General features: G+C 63.8%; 18 protein-coding genes. 6 read left to right on the top strand and 12 right to left on the bottom strand.

The window, feature by feature from the left end:
- Positions 1-3 precede the first annotated feature (3 nt).
- The 3 genes from AC0L2X_RS05910 to uxaC all read right to left on the bottom strand — a co-directional run bounded on the left by AC0L2X_RS05910 (position 4) and on the right by uxaC (position 3,059).
- A complete protein-coding gene (locus tag AC0L2X_RS05910; RefSeq protein WP_473558469.1) occupies positions 4-531 on the bottom strand; it encodes a TRAP transporter small permease in 528 nt (175 codons plus the stop codon).
- A gap of 103 nt (positions 532-634) precedes the next feature.
- Entirely contained in the window at positions 635-1,612 is a 978-nt protein-coding gene (locus AC0L2X_RS05905) for a TRAP transporter substrate-binding protein (RefSeq protein WP_352489188.1), read from the bottom strand.
- Between the two features lie 37 nt (positions 1,613-1,649).
- Positions 1,650-3,059: a glucuronate isomerase gene (gene uxaC / locus AC0L2X_RS05900; RefSeq protein WP_473558423.1), complete on the bottom strand. Its 1,410-nt coding sequence runs from the start codon at positions 3,057-3,059 to the stop codon at positions 1,650-1,652.
- A 175-nt stretch (positions 3,060-3,234) separates the two neighbouring features.
- On the opposite strand from uxaC, the gene AC0L2X_RS05895 reads away from it, so the two are divergent.
- Together AC0L2X_RS05895 and uxuA are read left to right on the top strand one after the other, a co-directional pair.
- The gene (locus tag AC0L2X_RS05895) at positions 3,235-4,734 is read left to right on the top strand and encodes a mannitol dehydrogenase family protein (protein ID WP_473558420.1); all 1,500 of its coding nucleotides are present in this window, start codon (positions 3,235-3,237) and stop codon (positions 4,732-4,734) included.
- Positions 4,731-5,909 (top strand): mannonate dehydratase, encoded by a 1,179-nt coding sequence (gene uxuA / locus AC0L2X_RS05890; RefSeq protein ID WP_473599399.1) that lies wholly within the window; start codon positions 4,731-4,733, stop codon positions 5,907-5,909. The genes AC0L2X_RS05895 and uxuA overlap by 4 nt, the downstream gene beginning before the upstream one ends.
- 169 nt (positions 5,910-6,078) lie before the next feature.
- Here the strand turns inward: uxuA and AC0L2X_RS05885 are convergent, their stop codons facing one another.
- The 6 genes from AC0L2X_RS05885 to AC0L2X_RS05860 form a co-directional block, all read right to left on the bottom strand.
- Complete coding sequence (locus tag AC0L2X_RS05885) at positions 6,079-6,486, bottom strand: F0F1 ATP synthase subunit epsilon (RefSeq protein WP_473599398.1); 408 nt, start codon at positions 6,484-6,486, stop codon at positions 6,079-6,081.
- Positions 6,487-6,604: 118 nt separating this feature from the next.
- The gene (gene atpD / locus AC0L2X_RS05880; RefSeq protein ID WP_473599397.1) at positions 6,605-8,167 is read right to left on the bottom strand and encodes a F0F1 ATP synthase subunit beta; all 1,563 of its coding nucleotides are present in this window, start codon (positions 8,165-8,167) and stop codon (positions 6,605-6,607) included.
- Positions 8,168-8,234: 67 nt separating this feature from the next.
- On the bottom strand, positions 8,235-9,119 hold the full coding sequence (locus AC0L2X_RS05875) for a F0F1 ATP synthase subunit gamma (protein ID WP_473599396.1): 885 nt from the start codon (positions 9,117-9,119) through the stop codon (positions 8,235-8,237).
- A gap of 28 nt (positions 9,120-9,147) precedes the next feature.
- Entirely contained in the window at positions 9,148-10,677 is a 1,530-nt protein-coding gene (gene atpA, locus AC0L2X_RS05870; protein WP_352489181.1) for a F0F1 ATP synthase subunit alpha, read from the bottom strand.
- Positions 10,677-11,237, bottom strand: a complete 561-nt coding sequence (locus tag AC0L2X_RS05865; RefSeq protein ID WP_352636906.1) for a F0F1 ATP synthase subunit delta — start codon at positions 11,235-11,237, stop codon at positions 10,677-10,679. The genes atpA and AC0L2X_RS05865 overlap by 1 nt, the downstream gene beginning before the upstream one ends.
- Before the next feature lie 246 nt (positions 11,238-11,483).
- The gene (locus AC0L2X_RS05860) at positions 11,484-11,879 is read right to left on the bottom strand and encodes an AGROH133_08824 family phage infection protein (protein WP_473599395.1); all 396 of its coding nucleotides are present in this window, start codon (positions 11,877-11,879) and stop codon (positions 11,484-11,486) included.
- A gap of 214 nt (positions 11,880-12,093) precedes the next feature.
- Here AC0L2X_RS05860 and AC0L2X_RS05855 point away from each other — a divergent pair, with 214 nt between their 5' ends.
- Positions 12,094-12,339, top strand: a complete 246-nt coding sequence (locus AC0L2X_RS05855) for a type II toxin-antitoxin system Phd/YefM family antitoxin (RefSeq protein WP_254018681.1) — start codon at positions 12,094-12,096, stop codon at positions 12,337-12,339.
- Positions 12,336-12,791: a PIN domain-containing protein gene (locus tag AC0L2X_RS05850; RefSeq protein WP_473599394.1), complete on the top strand. Its 456-nt coding sequence runs from the start codon at positions 12,336-12,338 to the stop codon at positions 12,789-12,791. Before AC0L2X_RS05855 ends, AC0L2X_RS05850 begins: the two co-directional genes overlap by 4 nt.
- Before the next feature lie 9 nt (positions 12,792-12,800).
- Here AC0L2X_RS05850 and AC0L2X_RS05845 read toward each other — a convergent pair whose 3' ends face one another.
- On the bottom strand, positions 12,801-14,984 hold the full coding sequence (locus AC0L2X_RS05845) for a primosomal protein N' (protein WP_473599393.1): 2,184 nt from the start codon (positions 14,982-14,984) through the stop codon (positions 12,801-12,803).
- A 90-nt stretch (positions 14,985-15,074) separates the two neighbouring features.
- Here AC0L2X_RS05845 and fsa point away from each other — a divergent pair, with 90 nt between their 5' ends.
- A complete protein-coding gene (gene fsa, locus AC0L2X_RS05840) occupies positions 15,075-15,728 on the top strand; it encodes a fructose-6-phosphate aldolase (RefSeq protein WP_352465621.1) in 654 nt (217 codons plus the stop codon).
- Positions 15,729-15,798: 70 nt separating this feature from the next.
- On the opposite strand, the gene AC0L2X_RS05835 is transcribed toward fsa, so the two are convergent.
- Positions 15,799-16,380, bottom strand: coding sequence for an LPS assembly lipoprotein LptE (locus AC0L2X_RS05835; protein WP_473599392.1), 582 nt, complete (start codon positions 16,378-16,380; stop codon positions 15,799-15,801).
- Positions 16,367-18,991 (bottom strand): leucine--tRNA ligase, encoded by a 2,625-nt coding sequence (gene leuS / locus AC0L2X_RS05830; RefSeq protein WP_473599391.1) that lies wholly within the window; start codon positions 18,989-18,991, stop codon positions 16,367-16,369. Before leuS ends, AC0L2X_RS05835 begins: the two co-directional genes overlap by 14 nt.
- A 146-nt stretch (positions 18,992-19,137) precedes the next feature.
- Here leuS and AC0L2X_RS05825 point away from each other — a divergent pair, with 146 nt between their 5' ends.
- Positions 19,138-19,800 (top strand): YggS family pyridoxal phosphate-dependent enzyme, encoded by a 663-nt coding sequence (locus tag AC0L2X_RS05825; RefSeq protein ID WP_473599390.1) that lies wholly within the window; start codon positions 19,138-19,140, stop codon positions 19,798-19,800.
- The last annotated feature ends 60 nt before the right edge of the window (positions 19,801-19,860 follow it).

Genomic DNA, 19,860 nt, shown 5'->3' with positions numbered 1-19,860 from the left:
GCGTCAGACCTTCACATCAGCTGTGTCGAGTTCGGCTGCGACTTCCGCGGGCGGCAATTCATCGAGGGCATCGTCGATCGGCGCGCCGGAGAGGCGAAGCACGATGCGCTCCAGTGTGAAAAGCACGATGAGCGCGCCTCCGGCGACAAGCGGGACGTAGTCCCAGCCCCCCGATATGCCGAGTGACGGCAAGACGGAGCCCCAGGTCAATGCGACCAGCTGGCTGCCATACCAGATCATGCCGATGCCGAAGGCGAGCGCGACGAGATCCGAAATCATCCGCAGCCAGCGCTTGCCGCCTTTCGGCAGCACGTAGAGCAGGACGTCGAAGCCAAGATGATAGTTCTCGCGCACACCGACGGCAGCGCCGAGGAAAATGAACCAGCTCATCAGCATCACCGAACCCGGCTCGGTCCAGCTCGGCGAGCGGTTCAGGACGTAGCGGCCGAACACCTGCCAGGCGACGAACGCGGTCATCAGCACCAGCCCGATGCCGGCGATCGACAGCGCCGCCGTGCTGACGCGCGACATCACTTGCGCGACGCCCGACAGGAGCGGTGTTGGTTTTGGGCTGGAAGTCACCGGTTTTCTCCCCAGGAGGATGGCGGCGCGGAATGTCCGCGCCGCCGCTTGATCACTGCACGGCCTTGATGGCTTCGACCATGGCCTTCAGCTTGTCGTCCTTGACGTGCTTCTCGTAGACCGGCCCCATCGCGTCGATGAAGGGCTGCTTGTCCGGCGTCGTGATCTGCGAACCGGCCGCCTCGACCTTGGCGCGCGATTCCTTGACCTTGGCGGTCCACAGCTCGCGCTGCTTGGCGACGCTTTCCTTGGCGGCCGCCTTGAAGATCGCCTGGTCTTCCGGCGTCAGCTTGTCCCAGCTCGACTTCGCCATCACGAAGGCTTCCGGCACCATCGTGTGCTCGTCGAGCGAATAGTACTTGGCGACTTCCGCGTGCTTGGCGGTGTCGTAGCTCGGAAAATTGTTCTCCGCGCCGTCGATGACCCCGGTCTCGATCGCCGAATATACTTCGCCATACGGCATCGGCGTCGCGTTGGCGCCGAGTGCCGCCACCATGTCGACGAAGATGTCGGACTGGATAACGCGGAACTTCATCCCGGCCATATCGGCGACGGTGTTGATCGGCTTCTTCGAATTGTAGAAGGAGCGCGAACCGCCGTCGTAAAAGGCGAGCAGCACCAGCCCGACCTGGTCGAACGCCGCTGCGATCTGGTCGCCGATCGCCCCGTCCATGACCTTGTGCATGTGCTCTTCCGAACGGAAGATGTAGGGCAGCGAGGGCACGGTGGTCTCCGGGATGAGCCCGTTGAACGGCGCCATCGAGACGCGGTTGAGATCTATCACGCCGGTGCGCACCTGCTCGATCGTGTCCTTTTCCTCGCCGAGTTGCGCGGAAGGATAGATCTCGACCACATAGCGGCCGGCCGTGCGCTCCTTCACCAGCTCGCCGAAATATTTGACCGCCTCGACCGTCGGATAGCCGTCCGGGTGCGTGTCGGACGAGCGCAGGACCGTCTGGGCGCTTGCCGTTCCGGCCAGCAGTGCGGCGGCAAGTAGCGTAGCTCCCGCCAATCTCGAAAAATGCAGCATTGGTTCCTCCCGTTTTGAACGATGGCGGCAAGCGCCGTTAGAGCCGGTACGCCTTTTTCGCGAGCGTATAGGCAAGTTCCTGCGCCAGCTCGTGCGCCTCGTCTTCGCCGAGCCGATGCTCGGCGACGAGACGCGCCAGATATGCGCAATCGACCCGGCGCGCCACATCATGGCGGGCCGGTATGGATGGAAAGGCGCGGGTGTCGTCGTTGAAACCGACGGTGTTATAGAAACCGGCCGTTTCGGTGGTCATCTCACGGAACCGGCGCATCCCTTCGGGGCTGTCGTGGAACCACCAGGCTGGCCCGAGCTTCAATGCCGGGTAAACGCCGGCGAGCGGCGCCAGCTCGCGCGCATAGCTCGTCTCGTCGAGGGTGAAGAGGATGATGGTGAGGTCGCGCTCCAGCCCGACACAGTCGAGCAACGGCTTCAGCGCCGTCACATAATCGGTGCGGGTCGGGATATCGAAGCCTTTGTCCCTGCCGAACTTGTGAAAGATAGCCGGCGAATGATTGCGCCAGGAGCCGGGATGGATCTGCAGGACCAGCCCGTCGTCGCGGCTCATCTTGGCCATCTCGGTCAGCATCTGGGCGCGAAACAGTTTTCGCTCCCGCTCGTCGTCCGAGCCCCGGCGGATGCGGTTGAACAACTCCTGCGCGGCGGCATCCGAGAGATTGGCGGTTTCGGCCGTTGGATGGCCGTGATCGGAGGACGTCGCACCGAAACTTTTGAAGAAGGCCCGCCGCTGGCGATGTGCATCGAGATAGCCGGCCCAGTTGCCGGTATCGCACCCGGTGATCTCGCCAAGCCGGTCGAGATTGGCCGAGAACCCTTCGAAATCGGGATCGACGACCGCGTCCGGCCGATAGGCGGTGACGACGCGGCCCTCCCAGCCGCTGTCGCGGATCATCTGGTGCCATCTGAGATCGTCGAGCGCTCCTTCGGTCGTCGCGATGACCTCAATGTTGAAGCGCTCGAACAGCGCTCGGGGGCGAAAATTCTCCCACTGCAGCAGCATCGCGATCGTGTCGTAATGGCGGTCAGCCGTCTTGGCATTCAGCGGCTCTTCGATGCCGAACAGGTGGGCAAGAACATGGTCGAACCACAGCCGGGTCGGCGTGCCGCGAAACAGGTAGTAATGCTCGGCGAAGCGCCGCCAGATCGTCCTGCCGTCGGTCTCCACCGGCGAGCCGTCAAGAGTCGGCACGCCAAGCTCCTCAAGGCGAACGCCCTGGCTGAACAGCATACGGAAAATGTAGTGGTCCGGCACGATCAGCAATTGCGCCGGATCCGGAAACGCCTCGTTGAGCGCATACCAGCGCGGGTCGGTGTGGCCGTGCGGGCTGACGATCGGCAGGTCCTTGACCGCGGCATAGAGATCGCGGGCCAGCGAACGCGGGCGCGCCTCGGCGGCAAACAGCAGATCCGGATCCGTCAATGCGGCCACGTAAATCCTCCCAATCCGGACATCGGTAGGGTTCGAAAGAAATAATGTCAACATACAAAAACTGGGTTGTTGTATGATGACTTTTCGTGGGCCATTGCCCATTGTGCATGATGGCATCGGGTGTTACGCCGCCTGCCAGCAGTGACCCAACAATCTCGATCAGACACGTGGCGCAATGACCAATAGACGCCTTTCCAACAGCACGCTGAAGGCACTGCCGGCTTCGGTCGCGGTTCCCCGCTACGCCCGCGGCGTCGTCGCACCGGGCATCGTCCATCTCGGCGTCGGTGCGTTCCATCGCGCCCACCAGGCGGCGTATGTCGACGACTGCCTGGCGGCGGGAGAGGCGGACTGGGGCATTGTCGGCGTGTCCTTGCGCAGTCCAGACACGCGCGACGCACTGGCGCCGCAGGATGGCCTCTACACGCTGGCGATCAGAAGCAGCATCGGCGAAGAGCTGCGCGTCATCGGTTCGATCCTGTCGCTGCTGGTCGCGCCGGAAGATCCGGTTGCGGTGCTCGCAGCTCTGACCGATCAGCGCACCCGCATCGTCACGCTGACGATCACCGAAAAGGCCTATCTGAGAGCAGCCGGCGGCGGACTGGACAATACCCACCCCGACATCGTCCATGATCTGGCCAACCCGCAAATGCCACGGACGGCGCATGGTTTTCTGACCGAAGCGCTGTCGCGCCGCCGTGCCGCCGGCATCCAGCCTTTCACCGTGCTCTGCTGTGACAACCTTCCGGCCAATGGCGCCACGCTGCACCGCCTGCTGGTCGAATTCGCAGCACTGCGCGATTCCAGGCTCGCCACTTCAGGCGATGCCAGGCTCGCCGCGTACATCGCCGACGGCGTCGCTTTTCCGTCGAGCATGGTCGACCGTATCGTGCCGGCGACCACCGATGCCGACCGGGCGCGTATCGCCGTCGAGCTCGGTTTCGAGGATGCCTGGCCGGTGATGACCGAGCCGTTCTGTCAATGGGTGGTCGAGGACGATTTCCCGGCGGGCAGGCCGGCCTGGGAAAAGTTCGGCGTCACCATGGTCGGCGACGTCAGGCCGTTCGAGGACATGAAGCTGCGGCTGCTCAACGGCTCGCATTCGGCAATCGCCTATCTAGGCCTGCTCAGCGGCTACGACACGGTCGACCGCGCCTTTGCCGATCCGGCGATCCGGCAATTCGTCGACGGACTATGGGCCGAGGCCATCCCGACGCTGCCGCAGGACGCCGGGCTCGATACGGCCGGCTACACGGCCCAACTTGCCGAACGCTATTCGAACACGGCGCTCGCCCATCGCACGGCGCAGATCGCCAATGACGGCAGCCAGAAGCTGCCGCAGCGCATCGTCGCCTCGGCCCTCGATCGGCTGGGTGCCGGTGACCCGCCTGCGCATCTCATGCTGGTGGTAGCCGCCTGGATCGCCGCTTGCGAGGCGCGCGGCAAAACCCTGCCGGAAGCCCATTTCACCGATCCGATCGACACTCGGCTTACGCTCGGCAGCCGGCCGGCTGTCGAAACGGTGACAGCAATGTTCGATCTCGCCGGCTTCGCCAAGGACCACTCCCACCGCATGACACTGATCGATCTGACGGCAGCCCATCTCGAGCGCCTGCGGCGGGGCGGGCCTGGCGCCGCCTTCGCGGCGCTTGGCATAGGGAGTGAGAAGCGATGAGACAGACCTGGCGCTGGTTCGGGCCCGACGATCCGGTGACGCTTGCCCATGTCCGTCAAGCCGGCGCCGTCGGCATCGTCAGCGCGCTGCACCACCTCAATGACGGCCGCGCCTGGCCGGCGGACGAGATCGCCAGGCGCAAGGCCGAGATCGAGGCAGCAGGCCTGACCTGGGATGTGGTCGAGAGCATCGTCGTCCATGAGGACATCAAGACCCGCAGCGGTGACTGGCGCAGCCTGATCGACAAATACAAGGCCTCGATCCGCGCCGTCGCCGCCGCCGGCATCAATACCGTCTGCTATAATTTCATGGCAATCACCGACTGGACGCGCACCGACCTCGATTATCCCATGCCGCATGGCGGCACGGCGCTGCGCTTCGATGTCGTCGAGCTCTGCGCCTATGACGTCTTCATCCTTGAGCGAGAAGGGGCGGAGGCCGATCACCCGCCGGCCCGTATCGAGGCGGCGCGTGTGCGGCTGCAAGGGATGAGCGACAGCGACAAGGCAAGGCTGGAGCGCAACCTGATCGGCTGGGTGCCGGCGCGCGAATTCATCTTCGATCGGGCAAGCTTCCGCCGCGCCCTCGACCTCTACAAGGACGTCTCCACCGAAGGACTACGCGAAAACCTGTTTGCCTTCCTGCGCGAGATCGTGCCGGTGGCCGAAGAGGCCGGCGTCAGGATGGCGATCCACCCCGACGATCCGCCTTTTTCGCTGTTCGGCCTGCCGCGCATCGTTTCCAACGCCAATGACGCACGCGCGCTGCTCGACGCTGTCGCTTCGCCGGCTAACGGGTTGACACTGTGCACCGGCTCCTACGGCGCGGGCGCGCAGAACGATCTGCCGGCAATGGCCAGGGCCTTCGCCGAAAACATCCACTTCGCCCATCTGCGCAATGTCACCAAGGAGCCCGACGGCTCCTTCCACGAAGCCGAGCACCTCGACGGCGACACCGATATGGTGGCCGTCGTGTCGGCGCTGATTGGTGAAGAGCGGCGGCGCAAGGCGGCAGGCAGGGCGGATTGGCAGGTCCCGATGCGTCCCGATCATGGCCACGCCATAGTCGACGACATCGGCAAGAAGGTGAACCCCGGCTATTCCTGCATCGGCCGCCTGAAGGGCCTCGCCGAACTGCGCGGCGTCATGCGGGCGGTGGAAACGCTGACAGTTTGAGCAGCCCCTCCCTTCTCCCCTTGTGGGAGAAGGGGCCGAGCGAAGCTCGGTCGGATGAGGGGTGTTCCAGGGAACGCCAACGTCCCATTTCTTCCAACACCCCTCAACCGTCTTGGCGCTGCGCGCCAATCCACCTTCTCCCACAAGGGGAGAAGGGAGAGAGCGCCTGTCAAGCCGGCAGGATGGCGCCTTCGAGCGTGGTGAGCTGGTTAAGGAACTGCTCGGCCTTGCTGCGGGTCTGATCGTCCTTGGCGTCGGCGGCGTCTTCCCTGGCCTCCTGGATGCGGCGGGCAAGGTCGGCGCGGTCGATGTCGCCGACGGCCACAGCCGATTCCGCCAGCAGCGTGCAGCCGGCCGGAACGATGTCGGCAAAGCCGCCGAACACCACATAGCGCTCTTCCTTGCCTTGCGCGGTCTTCAGCGTAACGACGCCCGGCTTGATTGTGGTCATGACCGGCGCGTGATGCGCCATGACGGTCATCTCGCCTTCGGCGCCCGGGATGACGACGGAGTCGACCTGCTCGGAAACCAAGAGGCGCTCCGGCGAGACCAGTTCGAATTTGAAAGCTTCAGGCATGATCAGTTTAGCGACTGGTGAATGGTGAATGGTGAATGGTCAAAAAGAATGACCTTCACTCAGCCCCGATTTCCTATCCGCTACTCCCCATTCACAATTCACTATTGACCATTCACCATCAGGCCGCTTCGGCGGCCAGGCGCTGCGCCTTCTCGACCGCTTCCTCGATGCCGCCGACCATGTAGAAGGCGGCTTCTGGCAGATGGTCGTAGTCGCCGTTGCAAAGGCCCTTGAAGCCCTTGATGGTGTCGGCGAGGTCGACCAGCTTGCCCGGTGCGCCGGTGAACACTTCGGCGACGAAGAAGGGCTGCGACAGGAAGCGCTCGATCTTGCGGGCGCGGGCAACCGTCTGCTTGTCCTCTTCCGACAGCTCGTCCATGCCCAGGATGGCGATGATGTCCTGCAGCGACTTGTAGCGCTGAAGGATCGACTGCACCTGGCGGGCAACCTGGTAATGCTCTTCGCCGACAACCATCGGGTCAAGCATGCGCGAGGTCGAATCGAGCGGATCGACGGCCGGATAGATGCCCTTTTCCGAAATCGCGCGGTTGAGCACGGTCGTCGCGTCGAGGTGGGCGAACGAGGTCGCCGGCGCCGGGTCGGTCAGATCGTCGGCCGGCACATAGATCGCCTGCACCGAGGTGATCGAGCCCTTGGTCGTCGTGGTGATACGCTCCTGCAGCGCGCCCATGTCGGTGGCCAGCGTCGGCTGGTAGCCGACGGCCGAAGGAATGCGGCCGAGCAGCGCCGACACTTCCGAACCCGCCTGCGTGAAGCGGAAGATGTTATCGACGAAGAACAGCACGTCCTGGCCCTGGTCGCGGAAATATTCGGCAACCGTCAGGCCGGTCAGGCCGACGCGGGCGCGCGCGCCCGGCGGCTCGTTCATCTGGCCATAGACGAGCGCTGCCTTGGAGCCTTCGCCGCCGCCCTTCTTGTTGACGCCGGACTCGATGAACTCGTGATAGAGGTCGTTGCCTTCGCGGGTGCGCTCGCCGACGCCGGCGAAAACCGAGAAGCCGCCATGCGCCTTGGCGACGTTGTTGATCAGTTCCTGGATCAGCACCGTCTTGCCGACGCCGGCGCCGCCGAACAGGCCGATCTTGCCGCCGCGGGCATAGGGGGCCAGCAGGTCGAGCACCTTGATGCCGGTGACCAGGATCTGCGCCTCCGTCGACTGCTCGACATAGGTCGGCGCCGGCTGGTGGATCGAGCGCATTTCGATGCCGTCGACAGGGCCTGCCTCGTCGACCGGCTCGCCGATGACGTTGATGATGCGGCCGAGCATGCCCGGACCGACCGGCACGGTAATCGGTGCACCGGTATCATAGACGTCCTGGCCGCGGACCAGACCTTCGGTCGAGTCCATGGCGATGCAGCGCACGGTGTTCTCACCGAGATGCTGGGCCACCTCGAGCACCAGGCGATTGCCGACATTGATCGTCTCAAGCGCGTTCAGGATCGCCGGCAGATGTTCGCCGAACTGGACGTCGACAACGGCGCCGATGACCTGGCGAACCTTGCCCGCCAGGCCGGTTTTCTTGATTGTGGCGACCGGCGTATTCACAGCGGCGGCCTTGGTTGCTGCCGCCTTCTTGGCCGGAGTTGCCTTTGCTGCCGGAGCCTTCGCTGGCGCCGCGGCCTTGGGGGCTGCCGTCTTCGGGGTCGCTGCTTTCGCCATCGTCTTTACCCTTTTCGTCTCTTTGTTTCTCACACGCTTGAGGTCGATGACCTCCTTGTGAGCGTGCCTAGAGCGCCTCGGCGCCCGAAATGATTTCGATCAATTCCTTGGTGATCTGCGCCTGCCGCTGGCGGTTGTAGGTGATCGACAATTTGTTGATCATGTCGCCGGCGTTGCGCGTCGCATTGTCCATGGCGCTCATCTTTGCGCCCATCTCGCCGGCCGCATTCTCGAGCAGCGCGCGAAAAACCTGCACGGAAATGTTGCGCGGGATGAGATCGGAAAGGATTTCGCCCGGCTCCGGCTCGTATTCGTAGACGGCGCTGCCGCCATCCTTCACTTCCGCGGCAGCCGAAGCGACGCCCGCCGGGATAATTTGCTGCGCCGACGGGATCTGGCTGATCACCGACTTGAACTGCGAGTAGAACAGCGTGCAGATGTCGAAGCCGCCTTCGTTGAACAGGTGGATCACCTTCTTGGCGATGGCATCGGCATTGACGAAGCCCAGCGTCTTGACCTCGCGCAGGTCGACACGCTCGACGATCAGCGCCCCGTAGTCGCGGCGCAATATATCGAACCCCTTCTTGCCGACGCAGATGATCTTGACCTGCTTGCCATCAGCCAGAAGCTTGCGGATGTGGTCGCGGGCAAAACGGGCGATCTGCGAATTGAAGCCGCCGCACAGACCGCGTTCGGCGGTGCAGACGACAAGCAGATGCACGTCGTCCTTGCCGGTGCCGGTCATCAGCGCCGGGGCATCGCCGCCGCCACCGATCGCCTGGGTGATATTGGCCAGCACCGCGCCCATGCGCTCCGAATAGGGACGCGCCGCTTCCGCCGCTTCCTGCGCGCGACGCAGCTTCGCCGCGGCGACCATCTGCATCGCCTTGGTGATCTTCTGCGTCGCCTTGACCGAGGCGATACGGTTACGAAGGTCTTTTAACGAAGGCATGCTTCAAACCTGATCCCGTCCGTCCTGCTCAAGCAAAGGTCTTGGCGAAGGCGTCGATTTCTGCCTTCAGCCTGGCGCGCAGATCGTCGGACAGCGCCTTCTCCTTGCGGATGCCGTCGAGCACGTCCTTGCCGGCCGAGCGCATATGCGACAACAGACCATGCTCGAACTTGCCGACCTGGTTGATCGCCAGCTTGTCGAGATAGCCGTTGACGCCGGCGAAGATCACCGCGACCTGCTCCTCGACCTTGAGCGGCGAGAATTGCGGCTGCTTCAACAGCTCGGTCAGGCGCGAGCCGCGGTTGAGCAGGCGTTGCGTGGCGGCGTCGAGATCGGAGCCGAACTGCGCGAAAGCAGCCATTTCGCGGTACTGCGCGAGCTCGCCCTTGATCGACCCGGCAACCTGCTTCATCGCCTTGATCTGCGCCGAGGAGCCGACGCGCGACACCGACAGGCCGACATTGACCGCCGGACGGACGCCCTGGAAGAACAGATTGGTCTCAAGGAAGATCTGGCCGTCGGTGATAGAGATGACGTTGGTCGGGATGTAGGCCGAAACGTCGTTGGCCTGCGTCTCGATGATCGGCAGCGCCGTCAGAGACCCGCCGCCGTTTTCGTCATTGAGCTTGGCGGCGCGCTCGAGCAGGCGCGAGTGCAGGTAGAAAACGTCGCCGGGATAGGCTTCGCGGCCCGGCGGGCGGCGCAGCAGCAGCGACATCTGGCGGTAAGCGACGGCCTGCTTCGATAGATCGTCGTAGCTGATCAGCGCGTGCATGCCGTTATCGCGGAAATATTCGCCCATGGTGCAGGCGGTGAACGGCGCCAGGAACTGCATTGGCGCCGGATCGGAGGCGGTCGCGGCGATGATGATCGAATAGTCGAGCGCGCCGCGCTCTTCCAGGACCTTGACGAACTGCGCCACGGTCGAGCGCTTCTGGCCGACTGCGACATAGACACAGTACAGCTTTTCCTTCTCAGGGCCGTTGTCGTGCACCGATTTCTGGTTGAGCATGGTGTCGAGGATGATCGCGGTCTTGCCGGTCTGGCGGTCGCCGATGACCAGCTCGCGCTGGCCGCGGCCGACCGGGATCAGCGCGTCGATGGCCTTGAGGCCGGTCGACATCGGCTCGTTCACCGATTTGCGCGGAATGATGCCGGGCGCCTTGACGTCGACGCGCTTACGCTCGGTGGCCTGGATCGGGCCTTTGCCGTCAATCGGGTTGCCGAGCGCGTCGACGACGCGGCCGAGCAAGCCCATGCCGACGGGCGCGTCGACGATGGCGCCGGTGCGCTTGACGGTGTCGCCTTCCTTGATGTCGCGGTCGGCGCCGAAGATGACGACGCCGACATTGTCGGCTTCGAGGTTGAGCGCCATGCCGCGGATGCCGCCGGGGAACTCGACCATCTCGCCGGCCTGGACATTGTCGAGGCCGTAGACGCGGGCGATACCGTCACCGACGGACAGCACCTGGCCGACTTCGGAGACCTCGGCCTCCTTGCCGAAATTCTTGATCTGGTCTTTCAGAATTGCGGAAATTTCCGCGGCGCGGATGTCCATCAGCCGACCTCTTTCAGTGCAAGCTTGAGCGAATTGAGTTTGGTTTTGAGCGACGTATCGATCTGGCGCGAGCCTATCTTGACCACCAGTCCGCCGAGCAGCGACGGATCGACGGTGACCGTGATCGCCACGTCCTTGCCGGCGACGCTTTTCAGCGCTGCTTTCAGCTCGGTTTCCTGGGCAGGCGTCAGCGCATGTGCCGAGGTGACCTCGGCAGCGGTCTCGCCACGGTGTTCGGCGGCGATCTGGCGGAACGCCTTGATCATGCCGGGCACGGCAAACAGCCGGCGATTCTGGGCAACGACGCGCAGGAAATTGCCGGTGAGGCCGGTAATCCCTGCTTTGTCGGCGATCGCGGCGATCGCCTTGGCCTGGTCCTCGCTGGAGAAGACAGGGCTCCTGATCAGCCGCGAAAGGTCAGCGCTGCCTTCGAGCATCGCTTCGAAACTGTTGAGGTCGGCCTCGACGCTGGCGACCGAATTGGTCTGCAGCGCGAGTTCGAACAGCGAACCCGCATAGCGTTCTGCGACACCTGAGATTGGCGATGACGATTGGGCCACGGACCGTCTTTTCTCTTGTCTGACAGGCCGCAGATTGTTGGCGCGAGCAAAAACTCTGGCTAAATCTTTGACCTTACTGCATTTTTCCAAGCACGGAGGCGCGGCTTCCGCTATCCCCGGTCGAAAGTCGATTGCCGTCTAGCACAGGCATTTTCAGACCGCAATGCGTCGTCCGGCATGGTTTTCAGGCACTATTGTCGCATCCGCTGGCCGAGTTCAGCAACCAACCCCGGATTGATCCCTGATTCAGGGCAAAAAGCCGAAGGCGAAGGCAAGCGGCAGCGCCGCCAGCACCAGCTCGACGACGATGGATGCCCAGTTGAACGGCGTGTTGGCGCCGTCCGACATCATCGACAGCAGCCGGCCGAAGGCGGTGAAAAGCCAGGAGAAGCCGAGCGCCATGTAGAGCAGCGGCTGCGCCAGGAGGATGCAGCACAGGCTGACGCCGAGATAGAAGCCCGACATCCGGCCGCGCCCCTCGGCGATCGCCGCTGCCTTGTCCGGTCTGACCTGCAGCCGCAGAATGCGAAAGGCCAGCTGTGGAGCCAGGAACAGCAACAGGCCGAGCAATAGGGTCGCGACCGCGCTCGACCATGCCAGCCACTCGCCCTGGCTCATCGGCCACGGAAACGCAAATTCCATCTTGTCCCCTCGTAAATGGATATTCAAAATTTCGGGCATTCTAGCGAAGCAACTGACATACGCCAGATGGGCCGTCGGCAATTTGCAGGGCGCGTCAGCCCAACGCGGGCGCGACCGTTGTCTCGACCGGGCTAACAAGACGTTACACAACGGGCTGTTTTTTTCTGCACAATTCCTATATTGTGACTACATGAGACCACAAGGGGTTCCGCGCATGAAGACGATGCAACTACGAGAGGCAAAGGCCAGCCTTTCCGCGCTCGTGGAGGCTGCTGAGAACGGTGAGCCCACGGTTATCACCAAGCACGGCAAGCCCGCAGTCATGGTGGTGCCAATCGGTGAGGGACGGAAACTTTATCCGCAGAACAGCCAAAAAGACTTCGTGGATTTCCTGCTTCAGTATCCAGGTGGCATCGAGCTTGAGCGAAACGAATCGCCGTCGCGGGAAGTGGAGTTTTGACCGGCTATCTGCTTGATACGTCTTTTCTCTCGGCGTTTGCACCTGGTCGGCCTCTGCTTCCGTCGCACGTGCAGAACTGGGTTGCCGAACAAGGAGAACGCGGCTCTTGGCAGCTCTCGTCGATCGTCATCTTGGAGGTGGAACGAGGAATCGCGAAACTGAAGCGGGCGGACGGGCATATGAAGGCAGAGCGCATCAACGAGTGGTTCGAAAGGTTGCTTCTAGAGTTCAACCAGCGCATCCTTCCTATCGATTTAGCAATCGCGCGAGAAGCCGGAAAACTGGAAGACGCCACTATCGCCAAAGGCGCCAATCCGGGTCTGGCGGACGTTCTGATCGCAGCTACTGCCCGTTTGCACGGCCTGTCGGTTTTGACGGCCAACACCCGGCATTTTGCGATTCTTGACGTGCCTTACTTGAACCCATTCACCGAACGCGTCTCGAAAGGGTAATTCGACACCTCACAAAAAGCTCTGCGGGTCGATGTCGACCTGGACCCGCACCGAGCCCCTTATCTTCGGCCCCTCGGCCAGCATGGTGCGGATGAACCCTTGCATGTCGGCGCGCCGTTCGCCCTGGATCAGCAGGCGAAAGCGATGGCGGCCGCCGATCAATGACAGTGGCGCCTCGGCCGGGCCGAGCACGAACAGGTCAGTGGCTTGCGGCGCGGCGCGACGCAGGCCACGGGCGTGCGCTTCGGCTTCGGCCCGTGTCGCCGCGCTGACGATGACGCCGGCGAGCCTGCCGAAGGGCGGCAGCCCCGCCCGCTCGCGCTCGGCGATCTCGCGCTCGTAGAAGGCCTCGGCATCGCCGGAGACGATCGCGCGCATCACCGGATGGTCCGGCTGGAAGGTCTGCAGCAGGCCGAGGCTCTTCTTGCCGGTGCGGCCGGCGCGGCCGGTCACCTGGCTGAGCAGTTGGAAGGTGCGCTCGGCGGCGCGCGGATCGCCATTGGCAAGGCCGAGATCGGCATCGACCACACCGACCAGGGTCATGTTGGGGAAATTATGGCCCTTGGCGACGAGCTGCGTGCCGATGACGATGTCGGCCTCGCCATTGGCGATAGCTTCAAGCTCGAGCCGCAGCCGGCGCACGCCACCCATCAGGTCCGACGACAGTACGATGGTGCGGGCGTCGGGGAAATGCTCGACGACCTCCTCGGCTATGCGCTCGACGCCCGGCCCGCAGGCGACCAGATGATCGAGCGTGCCGCATTCCGGGCAGGCTTCTGGCCGGCGTTCATTGTGCCCGCAATGATGGCAGACGAGCTGGCCGCGAAAGCGGTGCTCGACCAGCCAGGCCGAGCAGACCGGACAGCCGAAGCGGTGGCCACAGACCCGGCAGAGCGTCAGCGGCGCATAGCCGCGCCGGTTCAGGAACAGCAGCGACTGTTCCTTTCTTTCCAGCGTCTGCCGCATATGGCCGAGCAGCACCGGCGACAGGAAGCCGCCGCGTGCCGGCGGCGCGCGGCGCATGTCGACCGTCTTGAGATCGGGAAGTGCCGCCTCGGCAAAGCGCGCCGAAAGCACCGCCCTGCTGTAGCGGCCCTGGCTGGCATTGACCCGGCTTTCGACCGACGGTGTCGCCGAGGCGAGCACGACCGGAAAGCCGCCGATATGGCCGCGCACCACGGCCATGTCGCGCGCGTTGTAAAAGACGCGATCCTCCTGCTTGTAGGCGGGATCGTGCTCTTCGTCGACGACGATCAGTCCAAGCTCCCTGAACGGCAGAAACAGCGCGGAGCGCGCGCCGGCGACGACCCGCACGCCGCCTTCCGCCACCTGCCGCCAGACCTTTTCGCGCATCCTTGGCGGCAGATCCGAGTGCCACTCTGCCGGCTTGGCGCCGAACCGCTCCTGAAAGCGTTCGAGGAAAGCATGGGTCAGCGCGATCTCCGGCAGCAGGATCAGCACCTGCTTGCCGCGGTCGAGCGCGGCCGCGACCGCCTCGAAATAAACCTCCGTCTTGCCGGATCCGGTTACACCGTCGAGCAGGGTGACGCCGAATGTACCGGTCGTGACATTGGCGCGCAGCGTCTCGGCGGCATCGCTCTGGTCGGGCATCAGTGTCGGCACGGCGTAGCCGGGATCGGGTGCTGCGACCACCGGCCGCGGCGGGATCATCACCGTCTCGAATACGCCCTGCGCCCGCAGCCCGTCCACGACCGTCGACGACACGCCTGCCGCATGCGCCAGGCCGGACCGCGTCCAGGCCAGTCCGCCTTCGGCCGTTTCCAGCACGCGCGTCCTCGCCTCCGTCATCCGGTCGGGCTTGGCGAAGGTGCGCTGCAGCCCTTCGATCCACGGTTCCGGGTCGAACGCCTCCGGCGCCCTGAGCAGCATGCGCGCCACCATGCCGGGCGGCGACAGCGTGTACTGCGCCACCCAATCGACAAAACGCCGCATCGCGCGGTCGATCGGCGGGCAGTCGAAAACCTGCTCGATCGGCCGCAATTTCTTCGCGTCGACCTTTTCGACGACGCCGTCCCAGACGATGCCGGCGACCTGGCGGGGTCCAAGCGGAACGCGCACGATCGAGCCCGGCACCACGCGCATGCCAGCCGGCACGGCATAGGTGTAGGGGCGCTCGGCGGGCATCGGCACCAGCACCGGTGCGGCCGCGACAAAGGGCGAATCTTCGATCATGAGGCGTGACCTTGCCCCGACTTTGGTCTAGATCAAAGTCCGACCCCAAATGTGCATGACGCGCACATGAAAAATCTTCAGGAGACCGCCATGAAATTTTTTGTCGACACCGCCGATGTCAAGGAAATCCGCGAGCTGAACGATTTGGGGCTGCTCGACGGCGTAACCACCAATCCGTCGCTGATCCTGAAATCCGGCGGCAAGATCGCCGACGTCACAAGAGAGATCTGCGAGATCGTCAAGGGCCCAGTCTCGGCCGAAGTCGTCGCCACCGAATACAAGGACATGATGGCGGAAGCCAAGATCCTGGCCAGGATCGCCGACAATGTCTGCATTAAGGTGCCGCTGACGCTCGACGGCCTGAGAGCCTGCAAGGATATCCGGTCGGACGGCCGCATGGTCAACGTCACGCTGTGCTTCTCGGCCACCCAGGCGCTGCTCGCCGCCAAGGCCGGCGCCTCCTTCATCTCGCCCTTCGTCGGCCGCATAGACGACAGCGGCTGGGACGGCATGGAACTGATTGCCGATATCCGCACCATCTACGACAATTATGACTTCCAGACCGAAATCCTGACCGCTTCGGTGCGCACCGTGAACCATGTCAAGCAGGCGGCACTGATCGGCGCCGACGTCATCACCGCGCCGCCGGCGACGCTCAAGGCGCTGGTCAAGCACCCGCTGACCGACAAGGGCCTGGAGCTGTTCCTCGCCGACTGGGCAAAGACCGGGCAGACGATCGGCTGAAGCGACTATCCTGCGAACAAAAAAGGCCGAGCAATCGGCCTTTTTTGCAGATTGCGCACTCTGGAAAGACCTAGCTTGCTGCCGGCTTGCCGTGTTTGATCAGATCCTGGGCGATCGACAGCCGCAGCACATCCGCCAGTTCGCGCGCCGCACGGTTCTCGGCGTCGATCTGCGCCCGGTATGACGCGAATTCCTGGCGCGGCCTGTCGTATGACGACGGAATCGAGCGCTTGCCCCTCGCTATGACCGTGCCCGTCTTGGCATCGCTGAGCACATAGTTGGCGGTCAGTGTCACAGTGCCGGCGGTCGGCTCGTCCTCGTCGGTCGTGACCTGCTCGATTGCCGCCGATTCGACGAGTTCGGAGACGCCGAGATCAAGCGAATAGACCGGCGAAGCCGGCTCGCCGGCGCCCTGGCCGAGCGCGAAGATCAAATTGTTGCGGACCTGCTGGGCGTAGCGGGTCTTGACCGGCTTGACCGAGATCGATGCCAGCTCGGCAGCAGCGCCGACCTGCGAGCCGGCGACCAGCGGCGCGCTCGAATAGAGCGGCCGTACCGTGCAGGCGGAAACCAGCGCCACCGACGCGAGCAGCCCGCAAAGCATGACCCGGCGCAGCGTCAGCTCTGTCTTTCGCGGCTCAGGCAACGACATTGACGATCCTCTGCGGCACGATGATCACCTTGCGCGGCGCCTTACCTTCGAGCGCTCTCTGCACGAAGTCGAGAGCCAGAACCGCTTTTTCGACCGCACCTTGGTCCGCGTCGCGGGCAATTGTCAAATCGCCGCGCTTCTTGCCGTTGACCTGCACCGGCAGCACGATCTCGGCGTCGACGACAAGCGAGGGATCGTAGTCCGGCCAGGGCCGTTCGGCGACAAGGTCGGTGCCGCCGAGCGTCTGCCAGCACTCTTCGGCCAGATGCGGCATGACCGGCGCGATGAGGTGCACCAGGATCTCGACGGCCTCACGGCAGGCCGCTTGCAGCGCCGGACCGGCCTTGCCCTCTGCCGCCTCGTTGAGCGGCACGGTCAAGGCATTGGCGAGCTCGTAGATGCGGGCGATGGCGCGGTTGAAGGCGAGCTTTTCGATATCCTCGCCGACCGACTTCAGGATCTTGTGCGCTGCCCTGGACACTGTCCCGGCCTCGCCGTCCTTCGCCGCCTCTGGCCGGACCCCGGCGAGCGATTCGGCAGCCGTCGACACCAGGCGCCAGATGCGCTGGATGAAGCGATGCGCGCCGGCCGCACCCTCGTCGGTCCATTCGACATCGCGCTCGGGCGGCGAGTCCGACAGCATGAACCAGCGCGCCGTATCGGCGCCGTAGCCGTCGGTGATCTCTTCCGGGCTCACCGTATTCTTCTTCGACTTCGACATTTTTTCGAGCGGACCGATCACCGCCTCTTCGCCGGTGGCGATTTCGAAGGCGCGGCGCTTGCCGTCGGCGTCTTCCAGCCTGACCTCGCTGGGCGCAAGCCAGCGGCCGTTCGAGGCGCCGCCAACCCGATACGTCTCGTGCACCACCATGCCTTGCGTGAACAGGCCCCTGAACGGCTCGGCGAGATCGACATGGCCGGTCTCGCGCATGGCGCGGGTGAAAAAGCGCGAATAGAGCAAATGCAGGATCGCATGCTCGATGCCGCCAATATACTGGTCGACCGGCAGCCATTCAGTCGCGGCCTTGGGATCGGTCGGATCGTTTGCCCAGGGCGCCGTAAAGCGCGCGAAATACCACGAAGAATCGACGAACGTGTCCATCGTGTCGGTTTCGCGCCGCGCATCCTTGCCGCAGCGAGGGCATTTGACATGCCGCCATGTCGGATGGCGGTCGAGCGGATTGCCCGGCCGGTCGAACTCGATATCGTCCGGCAGCTTGACCGGCAGGTCGGCTTTCGGCACCGGCACCACGCCGCAATCCTCGCAATGGATCATCGGGATCGGGCAGCCCCAATAGCGCTGGCGCGAAATGCCCCAGTCGCGCAGGCGGAAGTTCACCTTGCGCTCGGCCATCGGCCGGTTGCCGATGGTCTTTTGTTCCAGCAGCTTCGCCACCTCGTCGAATGCCTGATCCGGCTTCATGCCGTCGAGGAAGCGCGAATTGATCATCGCGCCATCATCGACGTAAGCCTCGTCGATGACCTGGAAGCTTCCTTGATTCTCGCCTTCCGGCATCACCACCGGAATGACCGGAAGGCCGTATCTGTTGGCGAAGTCGAGGTCGCGCTGGTCATGTGCCGGGCAGCCGAAGATGGCGCCTGTGCCATAGTCCATCAGCACGAAATTGGCGACGTAGACAGGCAGCGTCCACCTCTCGTCGAACGGATGGACGACGCGAATGCCGGTATCGAAACCCTTCTTCTCGGCCGTCTCCAAGGCCGCCGCCGAAGTGCCCATATGGCGGACCTCGTCGATGAACTTTGCCAGCGCCGGATTGTCTTCGCCGGCCTTTTTGGCCAGCGGATGGTCGGCCGCAATCGCCATGAAGGAGGCGCCGAAGATGGTGTCGGGCCTGGTCGTGTAGACTTCGAGCTCATGCTCGCCGGCGACTGGCTTGGCCAGCGGCCAGCGGATCAGCAGGCCTTCCGAACGGCCGATCCAGTTCGCCTGCATCAGCTTCACTTTTTCCGGCCAGTCGTCGAGTTGATCGAGCGAATCCAGCAGATCCTGCGCGTAGTCGGTGATCTTGAAGAACCACTGCGTCAGCTCGCGCTGTTCCACCAGCGCGCCCGAGCGCCAGCCGCGTCCGTCGATGACCTGCTCGTTGGCAAGCACCGTCATGTCCTCCGGATCCCAGTTGACCTTGGAGGATTTGCGCGTCACCAGCCCCTTCTCGACGAAATCGAGGAACAGCATCTGCTGGCGGTGATAGTAGTCGACATCGCAGGTGGCGAACTCGCGCGCCCAATCGAGCGAGAGGCCCATGACCTTGAGCTGCTCGCGCATGGCGGCAATGTTCTGATAGGTCCAGTCCTTGGGATGGACCTTGTTCTGCATCGCCGCGTTTTCGGCTGGCATGCCAAAGGCATCCCAGCCCATCGGGTGCAGCACGTTGAAACCCTTGGCCCGCTTGTAGCGCGCCACCACGTCGCCCATCGTATAGTTGCGGGTATGGCCGATATGGATGCGGCCCGAAGGATAGGGGAACATCTCCAGCACGTAGTATTTCGGGCGCGGGTCGTCGTTGTCGGCTTCGAACAGCTTCTTGGCGTCCCAGGCCTTCTGCCATTTGGGCTCTGACGCGCGCGGATTGTATCGTTCGGTTGCCATCGGGTGTTTTTCACTTAAAAGCATGCACGAGCCGCCGGACAATGCCCGGGCGGCTCAGGAAATGTCGTCGCGGTGTTCACCATGGATTGCCGGACCCGTCAACTGCGGCGATCCGGCGAAAAGCCAAACACAGGCAGGATATAGGCATGGCGAGCGCCGTCGAACAGCTTTTCACGGTCAAGGCAAGGATCGCTGCCGCCGAGCGCGAGGCAGGACGCGAGGCCGGAGCGGTGACGCTGGTCGCGGTCTCGAAAACCTTCGACGCCGCCGATATCCGCCCAGTTGTCGAGGCCGGCCAGCGCGTCTTCGGCGAAAACCGCGTCCAGGAAGCACAAGCCAAATGGCCGGTGCTGAAGGAGGCGTTTCCCGACATCGAGCTGCATCTGATCGGTCCGCTGCAATCGAACAAGGCAAGGGAGGCGGTGGCGCTGTTCGACGTCATCGAAACCGTCGACCGTGAAAAGATTGCCGCAGAGCTGGCCAAGGAGATCGCCAGGCAAGGCCGGTCACCAAGGCTGTATGTCCAGGTCAACACGGGCTCGGAGCCGCAAAAGGCTGGCATCGAGCCGCGCGAGGCGGTCGCCTTCGTCGCCCGCTGCCGCGATGTCCATGGCCTCGCCGTCGAGGGGCTGATGTGCATTCCGCCGGCCGACGAGAACCCCGGTCCGCATTTCGCGCTGCTGGAAAAGCTTGGGCTTGAGGCCGGCGTCGACAAGCTCTCCATGGGCATGTCCAGCGACTACGAAACCGCGATCGCCTTCGGCGCGACCAGTGTCAGGGTTGGATCGGCGATTTTCGGCGCAAGATGAGGCGCAGCCGGCCTTAGGCCACAGACTGACATTGACTAAGCCAGCGTATAGAAACGGAAC

The sequence above is a fragment of the Mesorhizobium sp. WSM4828 genome, assembly GCF_055811175.1.
Note: the sequence above shows the minus strand (reverse complement) of the source record. Positions and strands in the feature narration are given on the sequence as shown.